Raw genomic sequence first — 20480 nt, forward strand, 5'->3', positions numbered from 1 at the left:
TGGAGTTCGCCATGAGAACACGTCATGTCGTCATGCTGGTCATCGGCTGCCTGCTCCTCCTGCCGGGGTTGGGCCTGCTCATCGGCGGTGGTGCCATCGGGGTGTTCGAGGCGGTGACGCGGGACTCGGGCGGATGGCATTCGGTGACCATCGACCGCCTCGCCTCCACCGGCGTCGCCGTCACCTCGCCGCAGTCGGTGGTGCGCCTCGACGGACCGAGCGCCGTCGTCGACCGCCTCGACCTCCAGCTGCGCGTGTCCGTGACCCCGGCCGAGGGAGTCAACCCCGTCTTCGTCGGCGTCGCCCCGTCGGCCGACCTGAACCAGTACCTCGCCGGCGCCGCCCACGACCAGGTCGTCCGGCTCAGCACCAACGGTGTCGTCACCACCCAGGCGGTGCCCGGCAGCGGGTCGGTCCAGCCGCCCGGCACCCAGACCTTCTGGGCCGCCAAGGCGTCGGGCACCGGCACGCAGACGCTCACCTGGACCGCAACCTCCGGCAGCTGGAGCATCGCGGTGCTCAACGCGTCCGGCCAGCCCGGGGTGTCCACGACCGCCGTCGTCGGCGTCAAGTCCTCGGCGCTCGTGCCGGTCGCCATCGCGATGGTCGTCATCGGCCTCGTCATGTTCGTCGCCGGGGTGCTGCTCGTCGTGGCCGGGGTGCGCGGCAGCGACCGCGCCCGGAGCGGTTCGGGTGCACCGCCGCCGACCGGGACCCCCGTGGCGATGGGCGCCGTGCCCGTCGGCACCGGGCAGACCGGCCAGAGCCCGGGGGAGGGGGTCGCTCCCACGCCGGACGCCTTCGCGGGAGCCATCACGCCGACGGTCGAGCATCCCGTCGTGCTCGAGGCCCGCATCGCGCCGGACCTGTCGCGCTGGATGTGGCTCGTCAAGTGGTTCCTCGCGATCCCGCACTTCGTCGTCCTGCTGGCACTCTGGATCGCGTTCGGCGTCACGACGCTCATCGCCTGGTTCGCGATCCTCTTCACCGCCCACTACCCGCGCGGCCTCTTCGACTTCAACGTCGGGGTCATGCGCTGGAGCTGGCGGGTCATGCACTACTGCAGCACCGGCGGGCTCGGCACCGACCGCTACCCGGAGTTCTCGCTCGACCCGCAGCCCGGTGACGACGCCCGACTCGACGTCGCCTACCCCGAGCGCCTCTCGCGCGGGCTGATCTTCGTCAAGTGGCTGCTCCTGCTGCCGCACTGGATCGTCGTGGCGCTCATCGCGGGCACCCAGTCGCACACCAACGAGAACGGGGTGCGCGTCGGCGGCTGGCCGGGCGTGCTCAGCATCCTCGTGTTCGTCGCCGGCCTCGTGCTGCTCTTCAGCGGGTCGATGCCGCGCGGCCTCTTCGACGTCGTCATCGGCCTCAACCGGTGGGTGTACCGGGTCATGGCCTACGCGGCGCTCATGACGGACGTCTACCCGCCGTTCAGGTTCGACACCGGAGGGTCCGAGGCGCTGCCGCAGCCGCTGCCGACGGGTCCGCCGCTGACCGACGCGGTCGTCCCACCGGACGCGGTCGTCCCACCGGACGCGCCGCCGCCACCTCCGCCGCCGGACGCGTCGGTACCACCACCGCCGGACGCGTCTGCCGCGGAATCCGCGCCGGGTGAGCCCCAGCCCGCCCGCCGGCCCGACCTCTCGCACCACACCCCGACCGAATGACCGGCTGATCGACCGGCACGACCGGGAAGGAGTCCCCATGTCCACCCAGCTGGACCCCCAGCACACCGTCCACACCAGGCACGGGGCGCGCGTCCCGCCGCCGGCGTCCGTCGCCGGCGGCAACCTCGGCGCGGCCGTCGTCAACGGGGTCCTCTACTACCTCATCAACGTGGCCCCGGGCTGGCAGGCGGTGCCGTTCCTCACCGCCGACACCCCCCGCGTCCTCCCGGCGGTCAACGCCGCGATCATCGCCTCGATCGTCGTCAACATCGTCACGGCGCTCGTCCGGGCGCCCCGCCTTCGGGCGCTCGGCGACGTCGTGACGATCGGGTTCGGGATCGTCGCCCTCATCGAGCTGTGGACGGTGTTCCCGTTCGACTACGGGCCCGACTCGGCGTGGACCGTCGTCACGCGGGTGCTGCTCGCCGTCGGCTTCGTCGGCAGCGGGTTCGGTCTCCTCGTCTCGCTCGTCCGGATCGCCACCGGCCGCCCCGCCTGAGGTCAGTCGCCGCGCGCGGACAGGACGTCGGCCAGGTCGTAGCTGACCGGCTCCTCGAGCTGGGCGTACGTGCACGACTCAGGCTCGCGGTCGGGCCGCCACCGGACGAACTGAGCCGTGTGGCGGAACCGGTCGCCCTCCATGTGGTCGTAGCGCACCTCGACGACGCGTTCGGGCCGCAGTGGCACGAACGAGAGGTCCTTGCCGTTGTTCCACCGCGAGTACTCCGAGGACCGCGGGTTGCGCACGCCCTCAGTGCCTTCCGCCGGCGCCGCCCAGTTCCACGGGTGCTCGTCCCACTCGGCCACGAGCGGCTGGAGCTCCTCGAAGAGCTCTCTGCGCCGCGCCATCGGGAAGGCACCGATGACCCCGACCGACGCCAGCTGCCCGTCGTCGCCGTAGAGGCCGAGCAGCAGCGAGCCGATGGCGTCCGGGCCGCTCTTGTGCACGCGGTAGCCGGCAACGACGCAGTCGGCGGTGCGCGCGTGCTTGATCTTGAACATGAGCCGCTTGTCGGGCTCGTAGTGCACGTCGACGGGCTTGGCGATGACGCCGTCGAGCCCGGCCCCCTCGAACTGGGTGAACCAGCCGCGCGCCACCTCGGCGTCGGCGGTGGCCGGCGTCAGGTGGACGGGCGCCGACGCGTCGGCCAGCGCCTTCTCTAGCGCCGCCCGGCGCTCGCTGAACGGGCGGTCGACGTACGAGACGCCGTCGAGGGAGAGCAGGTCGAAGGCGACGAACGAGGCCGGGGTCTCGCCCGCGAGCTTCTTGACCCGCGAGGCGGCCGGGTGGATGCGCTGCTGGAGCAGGTCGAAGTCGAGCCGGTCGCCGGACTCCGGTGACACGAGGACGATCTCGCCGTCGATGACCGCCTTGTCCGGGAAGTTCGCGAGCACCGCCTCGACGACGTCGGGGAAGTAGCGCGTCATCGGCTTCTCGTTGCGCGAGCCGATCTCGACGAGGTCGCCGGCCCGGTAGATGATCGAGCGGAAGCCGTCCCACTTCGGCTCGTAGAGCACCTCCGCCTTGACCGCCGAGAAGTCCTTGACCGGCTTGGCGAGCATCGGCGCCACCGGCGGCACGACTTCGCCCCACACCTCGCGCAGCTCGGCGTCGCGCTCGGCCTTGGGTGCCATGTACTCGGCGTCGGACTTGTCCTGGCGACGCTTGCTCGGCTGCACGCGCGGCGGCTCGCCCGGCATCTTCGGGTAGTCGGGTGGGAAGTTGAGCTCGCCGAGCCCGCGCTCGTGGACGTCCTTGTCCCAGAGGGCGATCGCGGCGGCGATGTCGCCGACGGCGTCGTCCATGCCAGCCCACGCGTGGCCGCGCGACGCCACCAGCTCGGGCACGGTGCGCAGCGTCAGGGCCTTGGGGTCGGCGCCGCGGAGCTCGTCCCACGTCAGCGGCGTCGACACCGGGGCGCCGGGCAGCGGGCGCGGCGAGTACGCCGAGGCGATGGTGCGGTCGCGGCAGGCCTGGTTGAAGTCGACGAAGACGCGCTCGCCGCGCTCCTCCTTCCACCACGACGTCGTGACGAGGTCGGGCAGGCGACGCTCGAGCTCGCGGGCGATGCCGATGACGCCGTGGCGCACGTCGAGGAACTCGTGCGTCGGCGCGACCCGGGCGTAGACGTGCACGCCGCGGTTGCCGGACGTCTTGGCCCATGCCGTCAGGCCGATCTCGGCCATGACCTCGCGCAGCGCGAAGGCCGCCTCCACCGCGTCGGCGAACCCGCGCCCCGGCTGCGGGTCGAGGTCGATGCGCAGCTCGTCCGGGTTGTCGATGGTGCCGGTGCGTACGGGCCACGGGTGGAAGGTGATGGTGTTCATCTGCGCGGCCCACACCGCCGTGGCCACCTCGTCGACGACGAGCTGCGGGTGGCGCCGCCCGGACGGATACGTGCACATGACGGTGCGCACCCAGTCGGGAACGCCCTTGGGCGGGTTCTTGGAGAAGAACTCCTCGCCCTCGATGCCCTCGGGGAACCGCTGGAGGGTCACCGGCCGGTCGCCGAGCGCGTGCAGCAGCGGGTCGGCCACGGCGACAAGGTATTCGGCCATGTCGAGCTTGGTGACCGGCTTGCCGTCGGCCATCCCGGACGCCGGCCACAGCACGCGGTCCGGGCTCGAGACGCGCACCTCCCGCACCCCGGACGGGCTGGCAGGGCTGGGCGCGGACACGACGGCGGGCTTGGCGCTCACCCGGCGATCGTAACGACGCGCACCGTCAGGAGGCCGGCAACGACGCCGTTGAGGAAGCCCCCACGCGGCCGCGTCGAGGAGTTCACTGGGAGGACGACCACGACGAGAGGGGACCCCGGTGCTCGAGAACTCCAAGGCGTTCAGCGGCTTCGCCGTCAAGGACGTCGACGCCGCCCGGACCTTCTACGGCGACACGCTCGGTCTGCGCGTCACCGAGGAGAACGGCATGCTGACGCTGCACCTCGCGGGCGACCGCCCGGTCATCGTCTACCCGAAGCCGGACCACACGCCGGCCACGTACACGATCCTCAACTTCCCCGTCGACGACATCGAGTCCGCCGTCGCCGGCCTCACCTCCCGGGGCGTCGCCTTCGAGCACTACGAGGGCACGCCGGCTGAGACCGACGCGTCGGGGATCTTCCGCCAGGGTGGCCCGCTCATCGCGTGGTTCACCGACCCGTCGGGCAACGTCCTGTCCGTCATCGAGGCGCCCGGCCCCGGCTGACCGACCGCGCCCGTTCGCCGCATACTCCACATCGGCGGGCGCGTCAGGCTGCCCGGTTCGGCCCGTTTCGTTCACTGAACTGCGGTCGCTGCTCACTCTCGCGCCCTGACCTCCACAAAAACGGGTGCCCGAATCTCTTTACTTGAGTCCGCTTCGGTGGTTCCATGGAACAACCGGGCCACGAGAGGCCCAGCGCCAGCAGGCACGAGACGGCACGAGCAGGCACCAGGCACAGGACGAAGGGGTCCGATGTACGCAGCGGAGCGGCAGCAGCGCATCATGAGCGAGGCGCGCCAGGCCGGCCGGGTCGAGGTCACGGCGCTCGCCGACTCCCTCGGGGTCGCCGCCGAGACCATCCGCCGCGACCTGTCCGCCCTCGAGCGGCGCGGCTCGCTGCGCCGGGTCCACGGCGGCGCGATCCCCGTCGAGCGCCTCGAGGTCGAGCCCAACCTCGCCACCCGCTTCGGCCGCCTCGCCGACGTCAAGCGCCGCATCGCCGCCCGCGCCCTCGAGCACGTGCCCGCCGGCGGCAGCATCGTCCTCGACTCCGGCACCACCACCCAGGCCCTCGCCGAGCTGCTCCCGGCCGACGCCGAGCTCACCGTCGTCACCAACAGCGTCCAGATCGCCGGCATCCTCTGCGCCCGCCCCGGCATCTCCCTCTACGTCGTCGGCGGCAGCGTCCGCCCCCTCACCGGCGCGTCGGTCGGCATCTGGGCCGTCAACGCCCTGCGCGACGTCGTCGTCGACGTCGCCTTCGTCGGCACCAACGGCCTGTCGGTCGCCCGCGGCCTCACGACCCCCGACCAGTCCGAGGGCGTCGTCAAGAGCGCCATGGTTGCCGCCGGCCGCACCGCCGTCGTGCTCGCCGACTCGAGCAAGGCGGGCGACGACCACCTGCACCGCTTCGCCGGCCTCGACGAGGTGGACGTGCTCGTCACCGACACCGACCTTCCCGACGACGTCGCGGCCGACATCCGGGCCGCCGGACCCGAGGTGGTGACCGCATGATCGTCACGCTCACGCCGAACCCGAGCGTCGACCGCGCCGTCGTCATCGACGCCCTGCGCCGCGGTGAGGTGCACCGCGCCACCGAGAGCCGGATCGACCCGGGCGGCAAGGGAGTCAACGTCTCCCGAGCCCTCGCGGCCAACGACGGCGACACCGTCGCCGTCTTGCCCGTCGGCGGCCCCGAGGGCCACCTGCTCGAGGAGCTGCTCGACGCGTCCTGCGTGCCGCGGCGCAGCGTGCCCGTCGCCGGTAGCGCGCGGATGAACATCAGCGTCCTCGAGCCCGACGGCACGACGACCAAGCTAAACGAGCCCGGCCCGACGCTCTCGGCCGCGGAGGTCGACGCGCTCCTGTCCGCCACCGTCGAGCTGGCCGCCGACCCGGCCACCCACACCGACTGGGTCGTCGGCTGCGGGAGCCTCCCGCCCGGCGCCCCGGTCGACCTCTACGCGACCCTCGTCCGACGCGTCCGCGACCTCGGCGTGCGCGTCGCGGTCGACTCCTCGGGAGCCCCGATGGCCGCGGCCGTCGCGGCCCGCCCGAGCCTCATCAAGCCCAACCACGAGGAGCTCGCCGAGGTGGTGGGGCACGACCTGCCCACCCTCGGTGACGTCCGTGACGCCGCCCTCGACCTCGTCACGAACGGGATCGAGTGCGTCGCGGTGAGCCTCGGCGGCGACGGCGCGCTCCTCGTCACCGACGACGGAGCCGTCCACGCCCGCGCGACGATCACCGCCCCGTTGTCCACCGTCGGGGCCGGCGACTGCATGCTCGCCGGCCTCCTGCACGGCCTGTCCACCGGCCAGGCCCCCGAGGACGCCCTCGCCACCGGAGTCCTCTGGGGCGCCGCGGCGGTGACGCTGCCCGGCAGCCGCGTCCCCACCCCCGCCGACCTCCTCGGCATCCCTGTCGACAGCACCGACACCCCTGATTTCACCTGGCGCCTCGCCGGCTGAACCGAAAGGAAACCCGCATGTCCCTCATCACCGAAGAGCAGGTCGTCCTCGACCTCACCGGTGCCGACCGTCACGAGGCGACGCGCACGCTCGGCGAGCGCCTCGTCGCGACCGGCCGCTGCACCGACCTCGACCAGTTCCTCGCGGACGTCCGCACCCGCGAGGAGACGATGGCCACGGGCCTGCCCGGCGGCATCGGCATCCCGCACGCCCGCAGCGCCGCGATCACCGAGCCCTCGCTCGTGTTCGGCCGCAGCGAGGGCATCGACTGGGGTGCCAAGGACGGCCCGGCCCGGCTCATCTTCCTCATCGCGGCCCCCGAGGGCGGCGGCGACGCGCACATGCAGATGCTGCCCAAGCTCGCCCGCGCGCTCATGAAGCAGGACTTCAAGGACGCGCTCCTCGCGGCGACGTCCGAGGCCGAGGTCGTGCGGATCGTCAGCCAGGAGGTCGCCCTCGACGCTCCTGCCGGGGCGGGTGCCGCGGGTGCCGCCGGTGCGGCGGGCGCCGCGTCGGCAGCCGTGGGCAGCGACGCCACCGGCGCCGCGTCGGGCGCGGTCGCCACGGCGACGCGTGAGCGCCGCACCCTCAACCTCGTCGGCGTCACGTCGTGCCCCACCGGCATCGCCCACACGTACATGGCGGCCGAGGGCCTCGAGAACGCGGCGAAGGCCGCCGGGCACACGATGCTCGTCGAGACGCAGGGCTCGGCCGGATCCAAGCCGCTCTCCGCGGCGCAGATCGCCGCCGCCGACGCCGTCATCTTCGCCCACGACCTCCCGGTCAAGGACGCCGGACGCTTCGCCGGCAAGCCGCTCGTCGACGTCGGCGTCAAGAAGGGCATCTCCGACGGGCCCGCCCTGGTGTCGCAGGCCGAGCAGCTCGTCGCCGAGTGGGACGCCGACCCGGCCAAGCGCGAGGCCGCGGCCGCCGCGGCCGCCACGGCGGGAGCATCCGGCGGCCTCGTCTCGAAGGTCGAGGAGGGTGCGAGCACCGCCACGAAGGTCCGCCAGTGGCTGATGACCGGTGTCTCCTACATGATCCCGTTCGTCGCGGCCGGCGGCATCCTCATCGCGCTCGGCTTCATGCTCTCCACGGTCGCCCTCGGGGACCAGGGCCCGATCGAGATCGTCAAGTACAACCTCAAGCCCGGCGACCCGCTCAACATCGCCGAGACGTTCAACATCGCCAGCCTGACGTCGTGGGCCGCGCTCCTCTTCGTCATCGGCGGCGCCGCGTTCGGCTTCCTCGTGCCGATCCTCTCCGGCTTCATCGCCTTCGCCATCGCCGACCGGCCCGGCCTCGTGCCCGGCATCGTCGGTGGCGCCGTCGCCGCGACGATGGGCGCCGGCTTCCTCGGTGGCATCGTCACCGGTCTGCTCGGCGGCTTCGTGGCCCGGTGGGTCTCGGGATGGAAGGTCGCCAAGGGCGTCCGCGGTGTCATGCCGGTCGTCGTCATCCCGCTCGTGTCGTCGTTCATCACGATCGGCCTGTTCATCACCGTCCTCGGCAAGCCGATCGCCCGCCTCACCGCCGATCTCAACAGCTGGCTCACCGGCATGACCGGTGCGAGCGCCCTGCTCCTCGGCGCCATCCTCGGCGCGATGATGGGCTTCGACCTCGGCGGCCCGGTCAACAAGGTCGCCTACGCCTTCGCGACCACGGGCCTGGCCGCGGCCGGTGCCTCCACCGACGCCCCGCAGCTGAAGATCATGGCCGCCGTCATGGCCGCCGGCATGGTCGCCCCGCTCTCCATGGCCCTGGCCACGAGCCTGCGACCGAAGCTCTTCTCCGAGCCCGAGCGTGAGAACGGCAAGGCGGCCTGGCTGCTCGGCCTGTCGTTCATCTCCGAGGGGGCCATCCCGTTCGCGGCGGCCGACCCGGTCCGCGTCATCGCCAGCTCGGTCGTCGGCTCCGCCGTCACCGGCGCCCTCGTCATGGTCTTCGGCGCCACGCTGCGGGCCCCGCACGGAGGCATCTGGGTGCTGCCGCTCATCGGCAGCTTCGGGCTCTTCCTGCTCGCCCTGGTCATCGGCATCGCGGTGATGACCCTGATCTTCATCGCCCTGCGCTCTCGCGAAGCGAACCTTGCGCAGGTCGAGGCCACCGCTACCGTCTGAAGTCCCGACTGAGTTCCCGACAGCGAAGGAGCAGTCCATGCCCAGCCGTACCGTCACCATCGCCTCGTCCGTGGGCCTGCACGCCCGCCCCGCCGCCCTCTTCGTGGAGGCCGCCAGCAACAGCGGCCTCGACGTCGAGATCGCCCGACCCGGCCAGGACCCCGTCGACGCGACGAGCATCCTCGGCGTCATGGCCCTCGGGGCCAAGCACGGCGAAGAGGTCGTGCTCAGCGCGGACGGCGACGGCGCCGACGCGACGCTGGACCAGCTGGTGGACCTGCTCTCGCAGGACCTCGACGCCTGAGGAGGCACTGATGCCCGCCGAGACGACGATCCACGGCATCGGCGTCAGCCCCGGCACGGCGTACGGACCGGTGGTGCAGGTCGCACCACCGGTCCCGCCGCCCGCCGACGAGGCTGCGCCCGAGGACCACGAGGCCGCCCTGGCCGACGTCAAGGCGGCGTTCGAGGCGGTGGCGGTCTCGCTCGAGGAGCGGGCCGCCCAGGCCGACGACACCGCGCAGCAGATCCTCAAGGCCACCGCCCTCATCGCCCGCGACAAGGGTCTCGTCAAGGCGGCCGACAAGCTGCTCGCCAGGGGGCAGGGCCGGGCCACGGCCATCACCCACGCCGTCGAGGAGTACGCCGCGCAGTTCGAGGCCCTCGGCGGGTACTTCGCCGAGCGCGTCACCGACCTGCGCGACGTCGGGGCGCGCGCCGTCGCGGCCGTGCTCGGGGTGCCGGCGCCGGGCGTGCCCGAGCTCACCGAGCCGTGCGTCCTCGTCGCGCACGACCTCGCCCCGGCCGAGACGGCCACCCTCAACCGGGCGCTCGTCGTCGGGATCATCACCCAGGGCGGCGGCCGCACCAGCCACACCGCGATCCTCGCCGCCCAGATGGGCATCCCCGCCGTCGTGCAGCTGCACGGGGCCATGGACATCGCGCCGGGCACTCCCGTGGCGCTCGACGGCGACTCCGGCGAGGTCAGCGTCGATCCCGACCCCGAGGTCGTGCAGGAGCAGGGGCGACGCCGGCAGCGTCGGGCCGACGCACTCGCGCACCTCTCGGGTCCGGGGCGTACCTCAGACGGCGCCGCCATCGCGCTGCTCGCCAACATTGGTGGCGTCGAGGACGCCGAGGCCGCAGGCCCGCTCGACCTCGAGGGCGTCGGGCTGTTCCGCACCGAGTTCGTCTTCCTCTCCGCCGACAAGGCGCCCACCGTCGAGGAGCAGGCCGACATCTACCGACGCGTCATGGCCCCCTTCGGCGACCGACGCGTCGTCGTCCGCACGCTCGACGCCGGCGCCGACAAGCCGCTCGCCTTCGCCGACCTCGGGCCCGAGGAGAACCCGGCGCTCGGGCGTCGGGGCCTGCGCCTGTCGGCCGAGCGGCCCGAGCTGCTCGACGCCCAGCTCGAAGCGCTCGCCATCGCCGCCCGCGACACCGGGGCCGACGTGCGCGTCATGGCGCCGATGGTCGCGACGGTCGAGGAGGCGGCCTGGTTCGCGCGGCGCGTCCGCGAGAACGGGCTGCCAAAGGCGGGCGTCATGATCGAGGTGCCGGGCGCTGCGCTGCGGGCTTCTCACGTGCTCGGCGAGGTCGACTTCGGCTCGCTCGGCACCAACGACCTCGCGCAGTACACGATGGCGGCCGACCGGATGCAGGGCGAGCTGTCCGACCTGCTCGACCCGTGGCAGCCGGCCGTCCTCGACGTCGTGGCGCTCGCGAGCGAGGGGGCGGCCACCGCCGGCCGGCCGATCGGGGTGTGCGGTGAGTCGGCGGGCGACCCGCTGCTCGCGCTCGTCCTCGTCGGGCTCGGCGTCTCGTCGCTGTCGATGGCGCCGAGCAAGGTGCCGATCGTGCGGCTCGCCCTGTCGCTGCACACCGTCGCCGAGTGCCGGGGCCTCGCCGCGGCCGCCCGCGGGGCCCGCACCGCCTACGAGGCGCTGCAGGCCGTCCGTGAGCGCGCCAACGACACCCTCACCGACCTCCTTTGACGGCGGAGCCTGCCCGCCCCGCTCAGCCGATGAGCGCGGGCTGGTCGGTCGCGTCGAGGTCGACGATCTGCTTGCCGAGCGGGGCCAGCGAGATCGGGATCATCTTGAAGTTGGCGATGCCGAACGGGATGCCGATGATCGTGACGCACAGCGCGAGTCCCGTGACGACGTGCGCGATCGCGAGCCAGATGCCGGCCAGGAGCACCCAGATCACGTTGCCGAGGAAGGACCCCACTCCCGCGGTGGGCTTGCTGACGACGGTGCGCCCGAACGGCCACAGCGCGTAGACCCCGATGCGGAACGACGCCACGCCCCACGGGATCGTGATGATCAGGATGCAGAGCAGGATGCCCGCCGCGACGTACCCGAGGAAGAGCCAGAAGCCCGACAGCACGACCCAGATGATGTTGAGCAGTGTCCGCATGGCTCCATCCAACCAGCCGTGAGCAGGCGTGGCCGCGAGCCGTGACGCGTCAGACTCAGGGTCCGCGGCGGGGCCACAGCACGAGGGCGAGGCCGCCGAGCGCGACCACGGGACCGATGACCGCCCACAGGGTCACCCCGGACATGACGCTCCCGCCCACGACACCCAGGCCCTGCAGGGTCCACAGGACGCCGACCAGGAAGAGGAGCACGCCGAGCGCGATCAGGTAGGGCGACCGGTTCACCCTCCGAGTGTCGCACCCGGATACGTGGCCACCATCGACTGGACCTGAGGAACGCCGTTTGTGGGCCGAGTGGCCGGATCGACGGGCGGAAGCGGCCTCAGAAGAGGGTTTCGCCGGTTCGATCCGGCCACTCGGCCCGGAGTCGACGTCAGGCTGTGGCGAGCTGCTCGTCGTCGACCTTGGCCTCGTGGGTCGTCTCGTCGATGTAGGTGCGAGCCTGGTCGTCGGGCAGCCGCAGGTTCAGTGCCATGGCGTAGACGCCGAGCGAGACGACGAAGAGCACCGGGATGGCCGTGCCGAAGCCGATGAGGCCCAGACCGCCGTCGTAGTCGCCGAGCCACGACACGATCGTCAGCGCCCCCAGCCAGGGCAGCACCCACAGGCCCGCGCGCAGGTCGAACGACTGGCCGCGCAGCACCCCGGTGGCCGAGAAGATCGCGAGCAGGACGAAGCCGATGAGCACCGCCGCCATGAGCTTCCAGTCGGTGTTCCAGCCCGACCAGTAGACGATGAGGTTGGAGCCCCAGAAGGCGAGGAACGGCACGACGTGCCCGCCGGGCAGGCGGAACGGACGCTCGGCGTCGGGGATCTGCTTGCGCAGCGCGGACAGCACCAGCGGCCCCGAGGCGAACGACAGCACCGTCGCCGAGGTGATGAACCCGACGAGCTGCTGCCAGCTCGGGAACGGCAGGAACGCGATGAGCCCGATGACGAACGCCAGGACCAGCCCGATGAGCGGGGCGCCGCGGTGCGTCGTGCGCTCGAGCGCCTTGGGGGCGTTGCCGTTGCGCGCCATCGCGAAGGAGATGCGCGCCGTGACGGTCGTGTAGATGAGGCCGGTGTCGCCGGGGGAGATGATGGCGTCGAGGTAGAGCAGCACGGCGAGCCAGCCCATCCCGAGGAGCGTCGACAGGGCCGCAAGGGGGCCGAAGTCGTTCTCGAAGGAGAGGTTCGCCCATCCCTTGGAGCTCGTGAGCGTCGACGGGTCGAGCGCACCGATGAAGGCCACCTGCAGCAGGATGTAGATGACCGCCGTGATGAGGACCGAGCCGATGACGGCCAGCGGCACGTTGCGACGCGGGTTGTCGGTCTCGCCGGCCAGCTCGATGCCCTGGCGGAAACCCAGGTAGGAGAAGACGATTCCGCTTGTCGCGATGGCGGTGAAGACGCCGTGCCAGCCGGTCGGCGTGAATCCGTGGCTCGTGAAGTTCTCCCCGTGGAAGGCTGCGACGAAGAACGCGACGATGACGAGCACGATGATGAACAGCTTCCACGACACGAGGGCGTTGTTGATCCGCGCGAACCAGCGGACACCGAAGTAGTTGATGACGACGAACACCGCCATGAGGATGACCGCCGCGGTGTAGCCGAGTGGGGTCAGCGTGTAGACCGGCTCGCCACCGATCATGTGCTTCGTCGTGAAGTCGGCGTACTTCGTGCCGTACTGGAGGGCGGCCTCGACCTCGATCGGGGCCGTCGTGCCGACCGCGACGTAGGTGATCCACCCGCTCGTGAAGCTGGCGAAGCTGCCGAAGGCCATGTGCGGGAAGCGGACGACACCACCGGAGAGCGGGAACATCGTGCCCAGCTCGGCGTAGCACAGCGCGATGAGCAGGATGAGGATCGCGCCGAAGACCCACGAGACGATCGACGCCGGTCCGGCGGCCTGCGAGGCGTTGAGCGCCCCGAAGAGCCAGCCCGAGCCGATGATCGAGCCGACGCTGGCGAACAGCAGCCCGATGATCCCGACGTGCCGTTTGAGGACTGGTGTCTCCTGGGGTCTGGTGTCGACGGTTGCCATGTGGTCACCTCTCGTCAGCGGACGCATCTCCCGCATCGGCGCAAGAGGTCCGAGAGGCGCTGTACCCGTTTTGTCCGAATCGAGACCGCACCCTCGAGGCGTCAGGAGGGGGCAGGGGCGTCGGTCAGGGGCGTGTGGCGGCGGGCTGCGGGCAGAGGGCGTCGGTGACGAGGTCGGCGAGGGCGTCGGGCGTCCACGTCGGCGCCGAGCCCGGCCGCGTCAGCAGGTAGTCGCAGATCTCCGGCGCGTCCCAGCCGTGCGACTCGGCCAGCCCCGTCGCGATGGTGCGCAGGTACGCGTCGACCGGCGGGTTGAGCTCGACCGACGCGTGCTCCCACGACGCCGTGAACGTCACGACAGGCACGGCGTCGACCTCGCCGACGACGTGGAGCGTCTCGTAGCGTCCCGGCCCGAGCACGGCGGTGCGGCTCTCCCGGAACAGCTCGGACAGCGGCAGGTCGCGCCCGATCGGATGCCGCATCTCCTGGCTCGCGACGTCGCTGAACTGCTCACGCGTGACGAGGTACGCCCGCGCGGCCACGCCCGACGCGCCACCTGCTGCGCCGGCCCCACCCGCGTCCGAGCCCCCGTCGCCCACCACGCGGCCCGACGCGTCGGGGTCGTAGAAGGCGATGCCGCCGCCCCACGTCCGGGACTGCCACGCGAAGTACACCTGGCCCTCGAGCGTCAGGGGCACGTCGCCGAGGGGTTCGGACGCGTCCCGCGCCCCGTCGTACCCGCGGGCGGCGCCGGACGGGCGCCCACCGGCGAGGTAGTGGGTGAAGCGGTCGCGCGAGAGGTTCGACCCGTAGGCCGCGTACCAGACATGGTCCATCACCTCCACCATCGCAGACTCGGGCGATGCTCGCTGACGAGGACCGGCCGGACTGGGTAGGTGACGAGACGTCCCTGTCCGAGATGTCCCCGACATGGAGGTGACCATGGACCTCGAGAGGTTCCACGGGCTGGCTGAGGCCAGCGGCCCGTTCGTGAGCGTGACGATGGACGTGACGAAGAGAGATCCCGCGACGTCGGACGACCTCGACGCGCGGTGGCGTGACATCGTGCGTCGGCTCGTCGCCGACGGAGCCCCGCAGACCGTCGTCGACAGCCTCGAGGAGGCGGCGCTCGCCCCGACCGGGCACGGCGGCCGCCGCGGCCGGCTGCTCGTCGCCAACGCCGACGGCCTGCTCGACACGGTAGAGCTGCCCGGCCGCCCCCGCGAGGACGCGACATGGGGCCCGATCCCCTCATTCGTGCCGGCGGTGCGGGCGCTCGCGGGCACCGTGCCGCATGTCGTCGTCCGGCTCGACCGCGCCGGCGCCGACGTCGAGGTGACCACCGGCGTCGGTGAGCCCGAGTCGTCCTCCGTCGACGGCGGCCACGACGAGATCCACCGCGCGTCCGCCGCCGGCATCGGTCAGCGCCGGTTCCAGGCCCGCGTCCAGGACTCGTGGGAGCGCAACGCCGCCACCGTCGCGGAACAGCTCGACCGCGTCGTGCGCGAGCACCGTCCGGAGGTCGTCGTCCTCATGGGCGACGAGCACGCCATGAGCTACCTCGAGCAGCACGCGAGCGAGGCCCTGCGGTCGCTGCTCGTGCGGTCGCGGACGGGCGGCCGGGCGCCGGGCACGTCGGAGGTCGCCGAGCGCGAGGCCACCGCGTCGGCGCTCGCCGCGACCCGGGCGGCCACCGAGTCCGACCTCGTCGGACGCTTCGAGGAGGAGACCGGACGGGCCGCGGCCGCCGCCGAGGGGCTCGAGCCGGTCGTCGAGGTGCTGCAGCGCGCCCAGGCCGACGAGGTCCTCCTCGTCGAGGGACGCGTGCACGACCACCCGCTGTGGGTCGGCTCGGGGCGCCTCGAGATCGGCTCCTCCCGGGAGGAGGCGTCATTGGCCGGCGCGGCCGAACCCGTCGAGGTGCCGGCCGACGCCGCGCTCGTGTGGGCGGCGGTGTGCTCCCGTGCCGGTGTGACGCTCGTCGACCCCGGCCAGGCGAACCCGGCCGACGGCGTCGGCGCCGTGCTGCGGTGGTCCGACGAGTCGACGCCGCGGTCCCGGATCCCGAGCATGCCCGGCCACGGCGGCCAGTAGGTCGCACCCCGCGAGAAAGTGCCCACTCGACGTGGGGGAAGTGCCCACTCGACCGGTTGGTGTGGTCGAGTGGGCACTTTGTCGTCAGCGGACCTCAGCGCAGGATGCGGGCGAAGGCGTCGACGAGCAGCTCGACGTCGCGCTCCTCGACGACGAGCGGGGGTGCGATGCGGACGGTCGAGCCGTGGGTGTCCTTGACGAGGACGCCCTGCTCGAGCATCCGCTCGCACACCTCGCGCCCGGTCATGAGCGCGGGGTCGACGTCGACGCCGGCCCACAGCCCGCGCACGCGCACCGCGTCGACGCCGTGGCCGACGAGCGGCTTCAGCCCGTCCGCGAGCACCTCGCCGAGCCACGCGGCCCGCTCCTGGTACTCGCCGGTCTCGAGGAGGCCGACGACGGCGTGCCCGACGGCCGACGCGAGCGGGTTGCCGCCGAAGGTCGAGCCGTGGCTGCCGGGGGTGAAGACGCCGAGCACGTCGGCGTCGCCCACCACGGCCGAGACCGGCAGGATCCCGCCGCCGAGGGCCTTGCCGAGGACGTAGAGGTCGGGCACGACGCCCTCGAGGTCGCACGCGAACGTAGAGCCGGTTCGCCCCAGACCCGACTGGATCTCGTCGGCGACCATGAGGACGTGGTGCTCGCGGGTCAGCCGGCGCACGTCGCGCAGGTAGCCCTCGGGCGGGATGACGACGCCGCCCTCGCCCTGGACCGGTTCGAGGAGCACGGCGACGGTGTCGTCGGTCAGGGCCGCCTCGAGGGCCGCCGCGTCGCCGTACGGCACGACGTCGAACCCGGGCGTGTACGGCCCGTAGTGGTCGTGAGCCACGGGGTCGTCGCTGAAGCTGACGATCGTCGTCGTGCGGCCGTGGAAGTTGCCCGACATGACGACGATCCGGGCGTGGCCGTCGGGCACGCCCTTGACCTCGTAGCCCCACTTGCGTGCGGTCTTGATCGCCGTCTCGACGGCCTCGGCGCCCGTGTTCATCGGCAGCACGAGCTCTTTGCCGGCGAGGGCGGCGAGGTCGCGCGCGAACGGCGCCAGCCGGTCGCTGTGGAAGGCGCGGCTCGTCAGCGTCAGCCGGTCGAGCTGGTCGCGGACCGCCCCGACGAGCACCGGGTGCAGGTGCCCGAAGTTGAGCGCCGAGTAGCCGGCCAGCGCGTCGAGGTAGCGGCGTCCGTCGACGTCGGTGACCCACGCGCCCTCGGCGTGCGCGATGACGACGGGGAGCGGGTGGTAGTTGCGGGCGAGCCACTGCTCGGCGAGGGACACGTGCTCGTGCGTCGCGGTCGTCCGGCCCGTGTTGCTCGTGTGGTCGTCACGGTCAGTCGTCGTGCTGCTCACCCCTCGATGGTCGCACCGTCCGGGGCGCGCGTCCGGCAGTCGTGCCGCACGCCACGGTCGAACGCTCGGCCCGCCACGGTGAGAGACGTGTCTCGTCCACCTGACGCGCCGGAGCCCCGGTGCCACCATGGGAGTGGCGGGTCCCGCAGCCAGGACTACCCGCTCCAGGGTGTGTCGGTTCCGGCGGTCGACCTCAGCCACGGAGTTGGCCATGAGCACCACCGGACCCCTCGCCCCCAGCCCGGACGCCACCGACGCCACCGACGGGTCACGCCCGACCCCCGGGCCCCTGCCCCGACGCGTCGTCATCCTCGGTGCCGCCGGTCGCGACTTCCACGACTTCAACGTGACGTTCCGCGACGACCCGGCTTACGAGGTCGTCGCGTTCACCGCGACGCAGATCCCCGACATCGACGGACGCCGCTACCCGCCCGAGCTCGCGGGTTCGCTCTACCCGCAGGGGATCCCGATCGTCGACGAGGCCCAGCTGACCGACCTCGTGACGCGCGAGCACGTCGACGTCGTCGCCTTCGCCTACTCCGACGTGCCGCACGAGCGGGTCATGCACCTCGCGTCCGAGGCGATCGCCGCCGGCGCCGACTTCTGGCTCCGCGGCGCCCGGCAGACGATGCTGAGCAGCAGCAGGCCGGTCGTGGCCGTCACCGCCGTGCGCACCGGCGTCGGCAAGAGCCAGACGACCCGCTACCTGAGCCGGCTGCTGCGGCGCACCGGGCTGCGCGTCGTCGCGGTGCGCCACCCGATGCCGTACGGCGACCTCGCCCGGCAGGCCTGCCAGCGGTTCGCCACCTACGCCGACCTCGACGCGCACGACTGCACCATCGAGGAGCGCGAGGAGTACGAGCCGCACCTCGACAACGGCTGCGTCGTGTACGCCGGCGTCGACTACGAGCGGATCCTGCGCGAGGCCGAGCAGGAGGCCGACGTCATCCTCTGGGACGGCGGCAACAACGACCTGCCGTTCTACGAGCCCGACCTGCACATCGTCCTCGCCGACCCGCTGCGGCCCGGCGACGAGACGCGCTACCACCCGGGCGAGGCCAACGTCCGGATGGCCGACGTCGTCCTCGTCAACAAGTGCGACTCGGCCAGGCCGGAGGACATCGAGGCAGTCGTCGCCTCCTGCCTGCGCCTCAACCCGAAGGCACGAATCGTGTTGGCCGACAGCCCGGTCCGCGTCGACGACGAGGACCTCGTGCGCGGCCACCGCGTCGTCGTCGTCGAGGACGGCCCGACCCTGACGCACGGCTCGATGACGTACGGCGCCGGCGTCGTCGGCGCCCGGCAGGCGGGCGCGGCCGCGATCGTCAACCCGACGCCGTACGCGGTCGGCTCCATCGCCACCACCTTCGAGCGCTACCCCAACGCGCGCGGCATCCTGCCCGCCATGGGCTACGACGCCACTCAGGTGCGCGACCTCGAGGCGACGATCGAGGCCGTCGCCGACGCCGGCATGTGCGACGCGGTCGTGGCCGGCACGCCCATCGACCTGATGCGCGTGCTCGGCGTCAGCGTCCCGATCGTCCGGGCCCGCTACGAGCTGCGCGAACGGACACCGGGCCAGCTCGACGCCGCGCTGCGCGAGGCGCTCGCCCGACGCGATGCGTCCGCCGGCCTCGCCTCCGAACGCCACCTCGCGGCGACCTGACGAAAGGAGGAGGCCGTGAACCCGATCAGGTGGGACGTGCACCCACTGCGCCGAGCGGCCCTGCTCGGAGCCCTCGCGACGGGGGTCGCCTTCTCCGCGTGGACGTTCCGGTGGGCCTACCTGCGGTACGGGTCGACCACCGGGGAGACGCTCGACGCGCTGCCCGGCGACGAGCTGATCCCCGACGCGTCGCTCGTGGCCACGCGGGCCGTGACGATCGACGCGCCGCCGGAGCAGGTGTGGCCGTGGGTCGCCCAGCTGGGACAGGAGCACGGCGGGTTCTACAGCTACGACTGGCTGGAGAACCTCGTCGGCTGCCGCGTCCGGAGCGCCGACCACGTGCACGAGGAGTGGCAGCACCCGCACGAGGGCGAGGACTTCCGGCTGCACCCGGAGCTCGCGCTGCGCGTCGCGTCGGTCGACGAGGGGCACTCGCTCGTCGTCGACGGCCGGGCGCGCCAGGGTGAGCCCGGCCCGCCGTACGACTTCTCGTGGGCGTTCGTCGTGCGCAAGCACCCCGGGCTCACGACCCGGCTGCTCGTGCGCGAGCGGTACGGCTACACGACGCACGCCTCGCGGGCGGTCTGCGAGCCGCTCGCCGCCGGCAGCGCGCTCATGACCCGCAAGATGCTGCTCGGCATCAAGGAGCGGGCCGAGGCGGCGGCGCTCGCGGCGTGAGTCGGAGCGCCGCCCGCGCAGGGGACTACTCGCCCTGGAAGGCACGCACCTCGACGGGGGCGCCGCAGGCCTGCGAACCGTCTTTGGCGATGGCGAGAGCGGCCTCGAGGTCGGGCGCCTCGACCACCCAGAAGCCGCCGAGCCACTCGCGCGCCTCGCTGAACGGGCCGTCGGTGACGGTGGCGGAGTCGGCGCCGGACGTGGCGTCGACGACGCTCGCCTCGGACCGGTCGACGAGGCCGCCGGCGAACACCCACGCCCCGGAGGCCTGGAGCTTGCTGTTGAACGCGTCGACGTCGGCGTACATCCGCTCGATCTCGTCCTGCGGGGGCATCGCCTCGCCGGCGGTGTGGTGGACGGACATCAGGTACTGGGTCATCGGAGTGCTCCTGTGCGGCTCATGATCATGCTGGTGCTGGTGAGTGGGGTGGTCGGCCGGTGCCGACTCACCCCCACGTCGAGCGGGGGCCGGCGGGTTCGACACGGCCGTCGGAGTTTTCTCGGCGAGCCTCCTCAGTCGGTGGGCAGCTGCTCGCCGAGGAACTCCTCGGTGCGCGCCCACGCCTCGCCGGAGGCGCCGGCGTGGAACCACGGCATGTCGTCGTTGTCGAAGGCGTGGTCGGCGCCGGCGTAGGTGACGACGACGGTCCGCGGCTCCTTCTCGAGCGAGGCCTCGATGCGCCGCACCGTGTCGGTGTCGATGAAGGAGTCGGCGAGGCCGAAGTGGTGCAGGCTCGGCACCGACACCGCCATGACGTCGTGCAGCCCGGGCAGCGCCGAGCCGTAGTAGCTGACGAGCGCGTCCACCGGCGTCGCGCCCTCGGACTCGAGGTGCGCCGCGACGTTGAACCCGAGCCCACCCCCGAAGCAGAACCCGACGACGCCGACGCCGCCGGTCACCTCGTCGCGGTCGCGGAGCCACTCGACGGTGGCCGACGCGTCGAGCACGGCCTGCGCCCAGTCGAGCCGCTGCGCGAGGCCCATGCCTTTCTGGAGGGCGTCGGGCCCCTCGACCGGCTCAGTGACACCGAGCCGCCAGAAGATCTCCGGGGCGGCGACGACGTAGCCGAGCGCGGCGAGGTCGGCGGCGCGGCGGCGGACGTAGGCGCTGACGCCGAAGATCTCCTGGAGCAGGACGATGCCCGGTCCCTGACCGGCGGGCGGGAGCCAGAGCCGGGTCGGCACGTCGCCGGTGTCGGTCGGGACGGTCACGTCGGTCGGTGCAGGTGCGGTGTCGGTCATGCTCGCCATCCTCACCCACGCGAGG

The 20480-nt window shown here is 72.5% G+C and carries 19 protein-coding genes; 11 read left to right on the top strand and 8 right to left on the bottom strand.

Going from position 1 to position 20480, the window contains the following annotated elements; genetic code table 11:
• Positions 1 to 11 precede the first annotated feature (11 nt).
• Entirely contained in the window at positions 12 to 1673 is a 1662-nt protein-coding gene (locus tag RY076_RS02135; protein ID WP_323095772.1) for a DUF4389 domain-containing protein, read from the top strand.
• A gap of 37 nt (positions 1674 to 1710) precedes the next feature.
• Positions 1711 to 2172, top strand: a complete 462-nt coding sequence (locus RY076_RS02140) for a hypothetical protein (protein ID WP_323095773.1) — start codon at positions 1711 to 1713, stop codon at positions 2170 to 2172.
• Positions 2173 to 2174: 2 nt separating this feature from the next.
• Here RY076_RS02140 and RY076_RS02145 read toward each other — a convergent pair whose 3' ends face one another.
• Entirely contained in the window at positions 2175 to 4373 is a 2199-nt protein-coding gene (locus RY076_RS02145) for an ATP-dependent DNA ligase (RefSeq protein WP_323095775.1), read from the bottom strand.
• 118 nt (positions 4374 to 4491) lie between these two features.
• Between RY076_RS02145 and RY076_RS02150 the strand changes: the two genes are divergently transcribed.
• From RY076_RS02150 to ptsP, 6 genes are all read left to right on the top strand, one after another.
• The gene (locus RY076_RS02150) at positions 4492 to 4878 is read left to right on the top strand and encodes a VOC family protein (protein ID WP_323095776.1); all 387 of its coding nucleotides are present in this window, start codon (positions 4492 to 4494) and stop codon (positions 4876 to 4878) included.
• A gap of 249 nt (positions 4879 to 5127) precedes the next feature.
• The gene (locus RY076_RS02155; RefSeq protein WP_323095777.1) at positions 5128 to 5889 is read left to right on the top strand and encodes a DeoR/GlpR family DNA-binding transcription regulator; all 762 of its coding nucleotides are present in this window, start codon (positions 5128 to 5130) and stop codon (positions 5887 to 5889) included.
• A complete protein-coding gene (gene pfkB / locus RY076_RS02160; protein ID WP_323095778.1) occupies positions 5886 to 6845 on the top strand; it encodes a 1-phosphofructokinase in 960 nt (319 codons plus the stop codon). Before RY076_RS02155 ends, pfkB begins: the two co-directional genes overlap by 4 nt.
• 17 nt (positions 6846 to 6862) lie before the next feature.
• On the top strand, positions 6863 to 8965 hold the full coding sequence (locus tag RY076_RS02165; RefSeq protein ID WP_323095779.1) for a PTS fructose transporter subunit IIABC: 2103 nt from the start codon (positions 6863 to 6865) through the stop codon (positions 8963 to 8965).
• A gap of 37 nt (positions 8966 to 9002) precedes the next feature.
• Positions 9003 to 9269, top strand: coding sequence for an HPr family phosphocarrier protein (locus tag RY076_RS02170; protein ID WP_323095780.1), 267 nt, complete (start codon positions 9003 to 9005; stop codon positions 9267 to 9269).
• 10 nt (positions 9270 to 9279) lie between these two features.
• Complete coding sequence (gene ptsP, locus RY076_RS02175) at positions 9280 to 10962, top strand: phosphoenolpyruvate--protein phosphotransferase (protein WP_323095781.1); 1683 nt, start codon at positions 9280 to 9282, stop codon at positions 10960 to 10962.
• A 22-nt stretch (positions 10963 to 10984) separates the two neighbouring features.
• Here the strand turns inward: ptsP and RY076_RS02180 are convergent, their stop codons facing one another.
• The 4 genes from RY076_RS02180 to RY076_RS02195 all read right to left on the bottom strand — a co-directional run bounded on the left by RY076_RS02180 (position 10985) and on the right by RY076_RS02195 (position 14266).
• The gene (locus tag RY076_RS02180; RefSeq protein WP_323095782.1) at positions 10985 to 11386 is read right to left on the bottom strand and encodes a YccF domain-containing protein; all 402 of its coding nucleotides are present in this window, start codon (positions 11384 to 11386) and stop codon (positions 10985 to 10987) included.
• A gap of 55 nt (positions 11387 to 11441) precedes the next feature.
• Positions 11442 to 11630: a hypothetical protein gene (locus RY076_RS02185; protein ID WP_323095783.1), complete on the bottom strand. Its 189-nt coding sequence runs from the start codon at positions 11628 to 11630 to the stop codon at positions 11442 to 11444.
• A gap of 148 nt (positions 11631 to 11778) precedes the next feature.
• Positions 11779 to 13431 (bottom strand): APC family permease, encoded by a 1653-nt coding sequence (locus tag RY076_RS02190; protein ID WP_323095784.1) that lies wholly within the window; start codon positions 13429 to 13431, stop codon positions 11779 to 11781.
• A 124-nt stretch (positions 13432 to 13555) separates the two neighbouring features.
• Complete coding sequence (locus RY076_RS02195; RefSeq protein ID WP_323095786.1) at positions 13556 to 14266, bottom strand: histone deacetylase; 711 nt, start codon at positions 14264 to 14266, stop codon at positions 13556 to 13558.
• Positions 14267 to 14372: 106 nt separating this feature from the next.
• On the opposite strand from RY076_RS02195, the gene RY076_RS02200 reads away from it, so the two are divergent.
• The gene (locus RY076_RS02200) at positions 14373 to 15524 is read left to right on the top strand and encodes a baeRF2 domain-containing protein (RefSeq protein WP_323095787.1); all 1152 of its coding nucleotides are present in this window, start codon (positions 14373 to 14375) and stop codon (positions 15522 to 15524) included.
• Between the two features lie 94 nt (positions 15525 to 15618).
• Here the strand turns inward: RY076_RS02200 and rocD are convergent, their stop codons facing one another.
• Positions 15619 to 16797 carry an ornithine--oxo-acid transaminase gene (gene rocD / locus RY076_RS02205; protein ID WP_323096383.1) on the bottom strand — a complete coding sequence of 393 codons (1179 nt, stop codon included), beginning with the start codon at positions 16795 to 16797 and terminating at the stop codon, positions 15619 to 15621.
• Positions 16798 to 17080: 283 nt separating this feature from the next.
• On the opposite strand from rocD, the gene RY076_RS02210 reads away from it, so the two are divergent.
• A complete protein-coding gene (locus RY076_RS02210) occupies positions 17081 to 18535 on the top strand; it encodes a cyclic 2,3-diphosphoglycerate synthase (protein WP_323095788.1) in 1455 nt (484 codons plus the stop codon).
• A 15-nt stretch (positions 18536 to 18550) separates the two neighbouring features.
• The gene (locus RY076_RS02215) at positions 18551 to 19213 is read left to right on the top strand and encodes an SRPBCC family protein (RefSeq protein WP_323095789.1); all 663 of its coding nucleotides are present in this window, start codon (positions 18551 to 18553) and stop codon (positions 19211 to 19213) included.
• A gap of 25 nt (positions 19214 to 19238) precedes the next feature.
• On the opposite strand, the gene RY076_RS02220 is transcribed toward RY076_RS02215, so the two are convergent.
• A complete protein-coding gene (locus tag RY076_RS02220) occupies positions 19239 to 19592 on the bottom strand; it encodes a YciI family protein (RefSeq protein WP_323095791.1) in 354 nt (117 codons plus the stop codon).
• Positions 19593 to 19726: 134 nt separating this feature from the next.
• Positions 19727 to 20455, bottom strand: a complete 729-nt coding sequence (locus RY076_RS02225) for a dienelactone hydrolase family protein (RefSeq protein WP_323095793.1) — start codon at positions 20453 to 20455, stop codon at positions 19727 to 19729.
• Between the last annotated feature and the right edge of the window lie 25 nt (positions 20456 to 20480).

Source organism: Intrasporangium zincisolvens (assembly GCF_034724055.1).
In the GTDB taxonomy this organism is placed as follows: Bacteria; Actinomycetota; Actinomycetes; order Actinomycetales; family Dermatophilaceae; genus Monashia; species Monashia zincisolvens.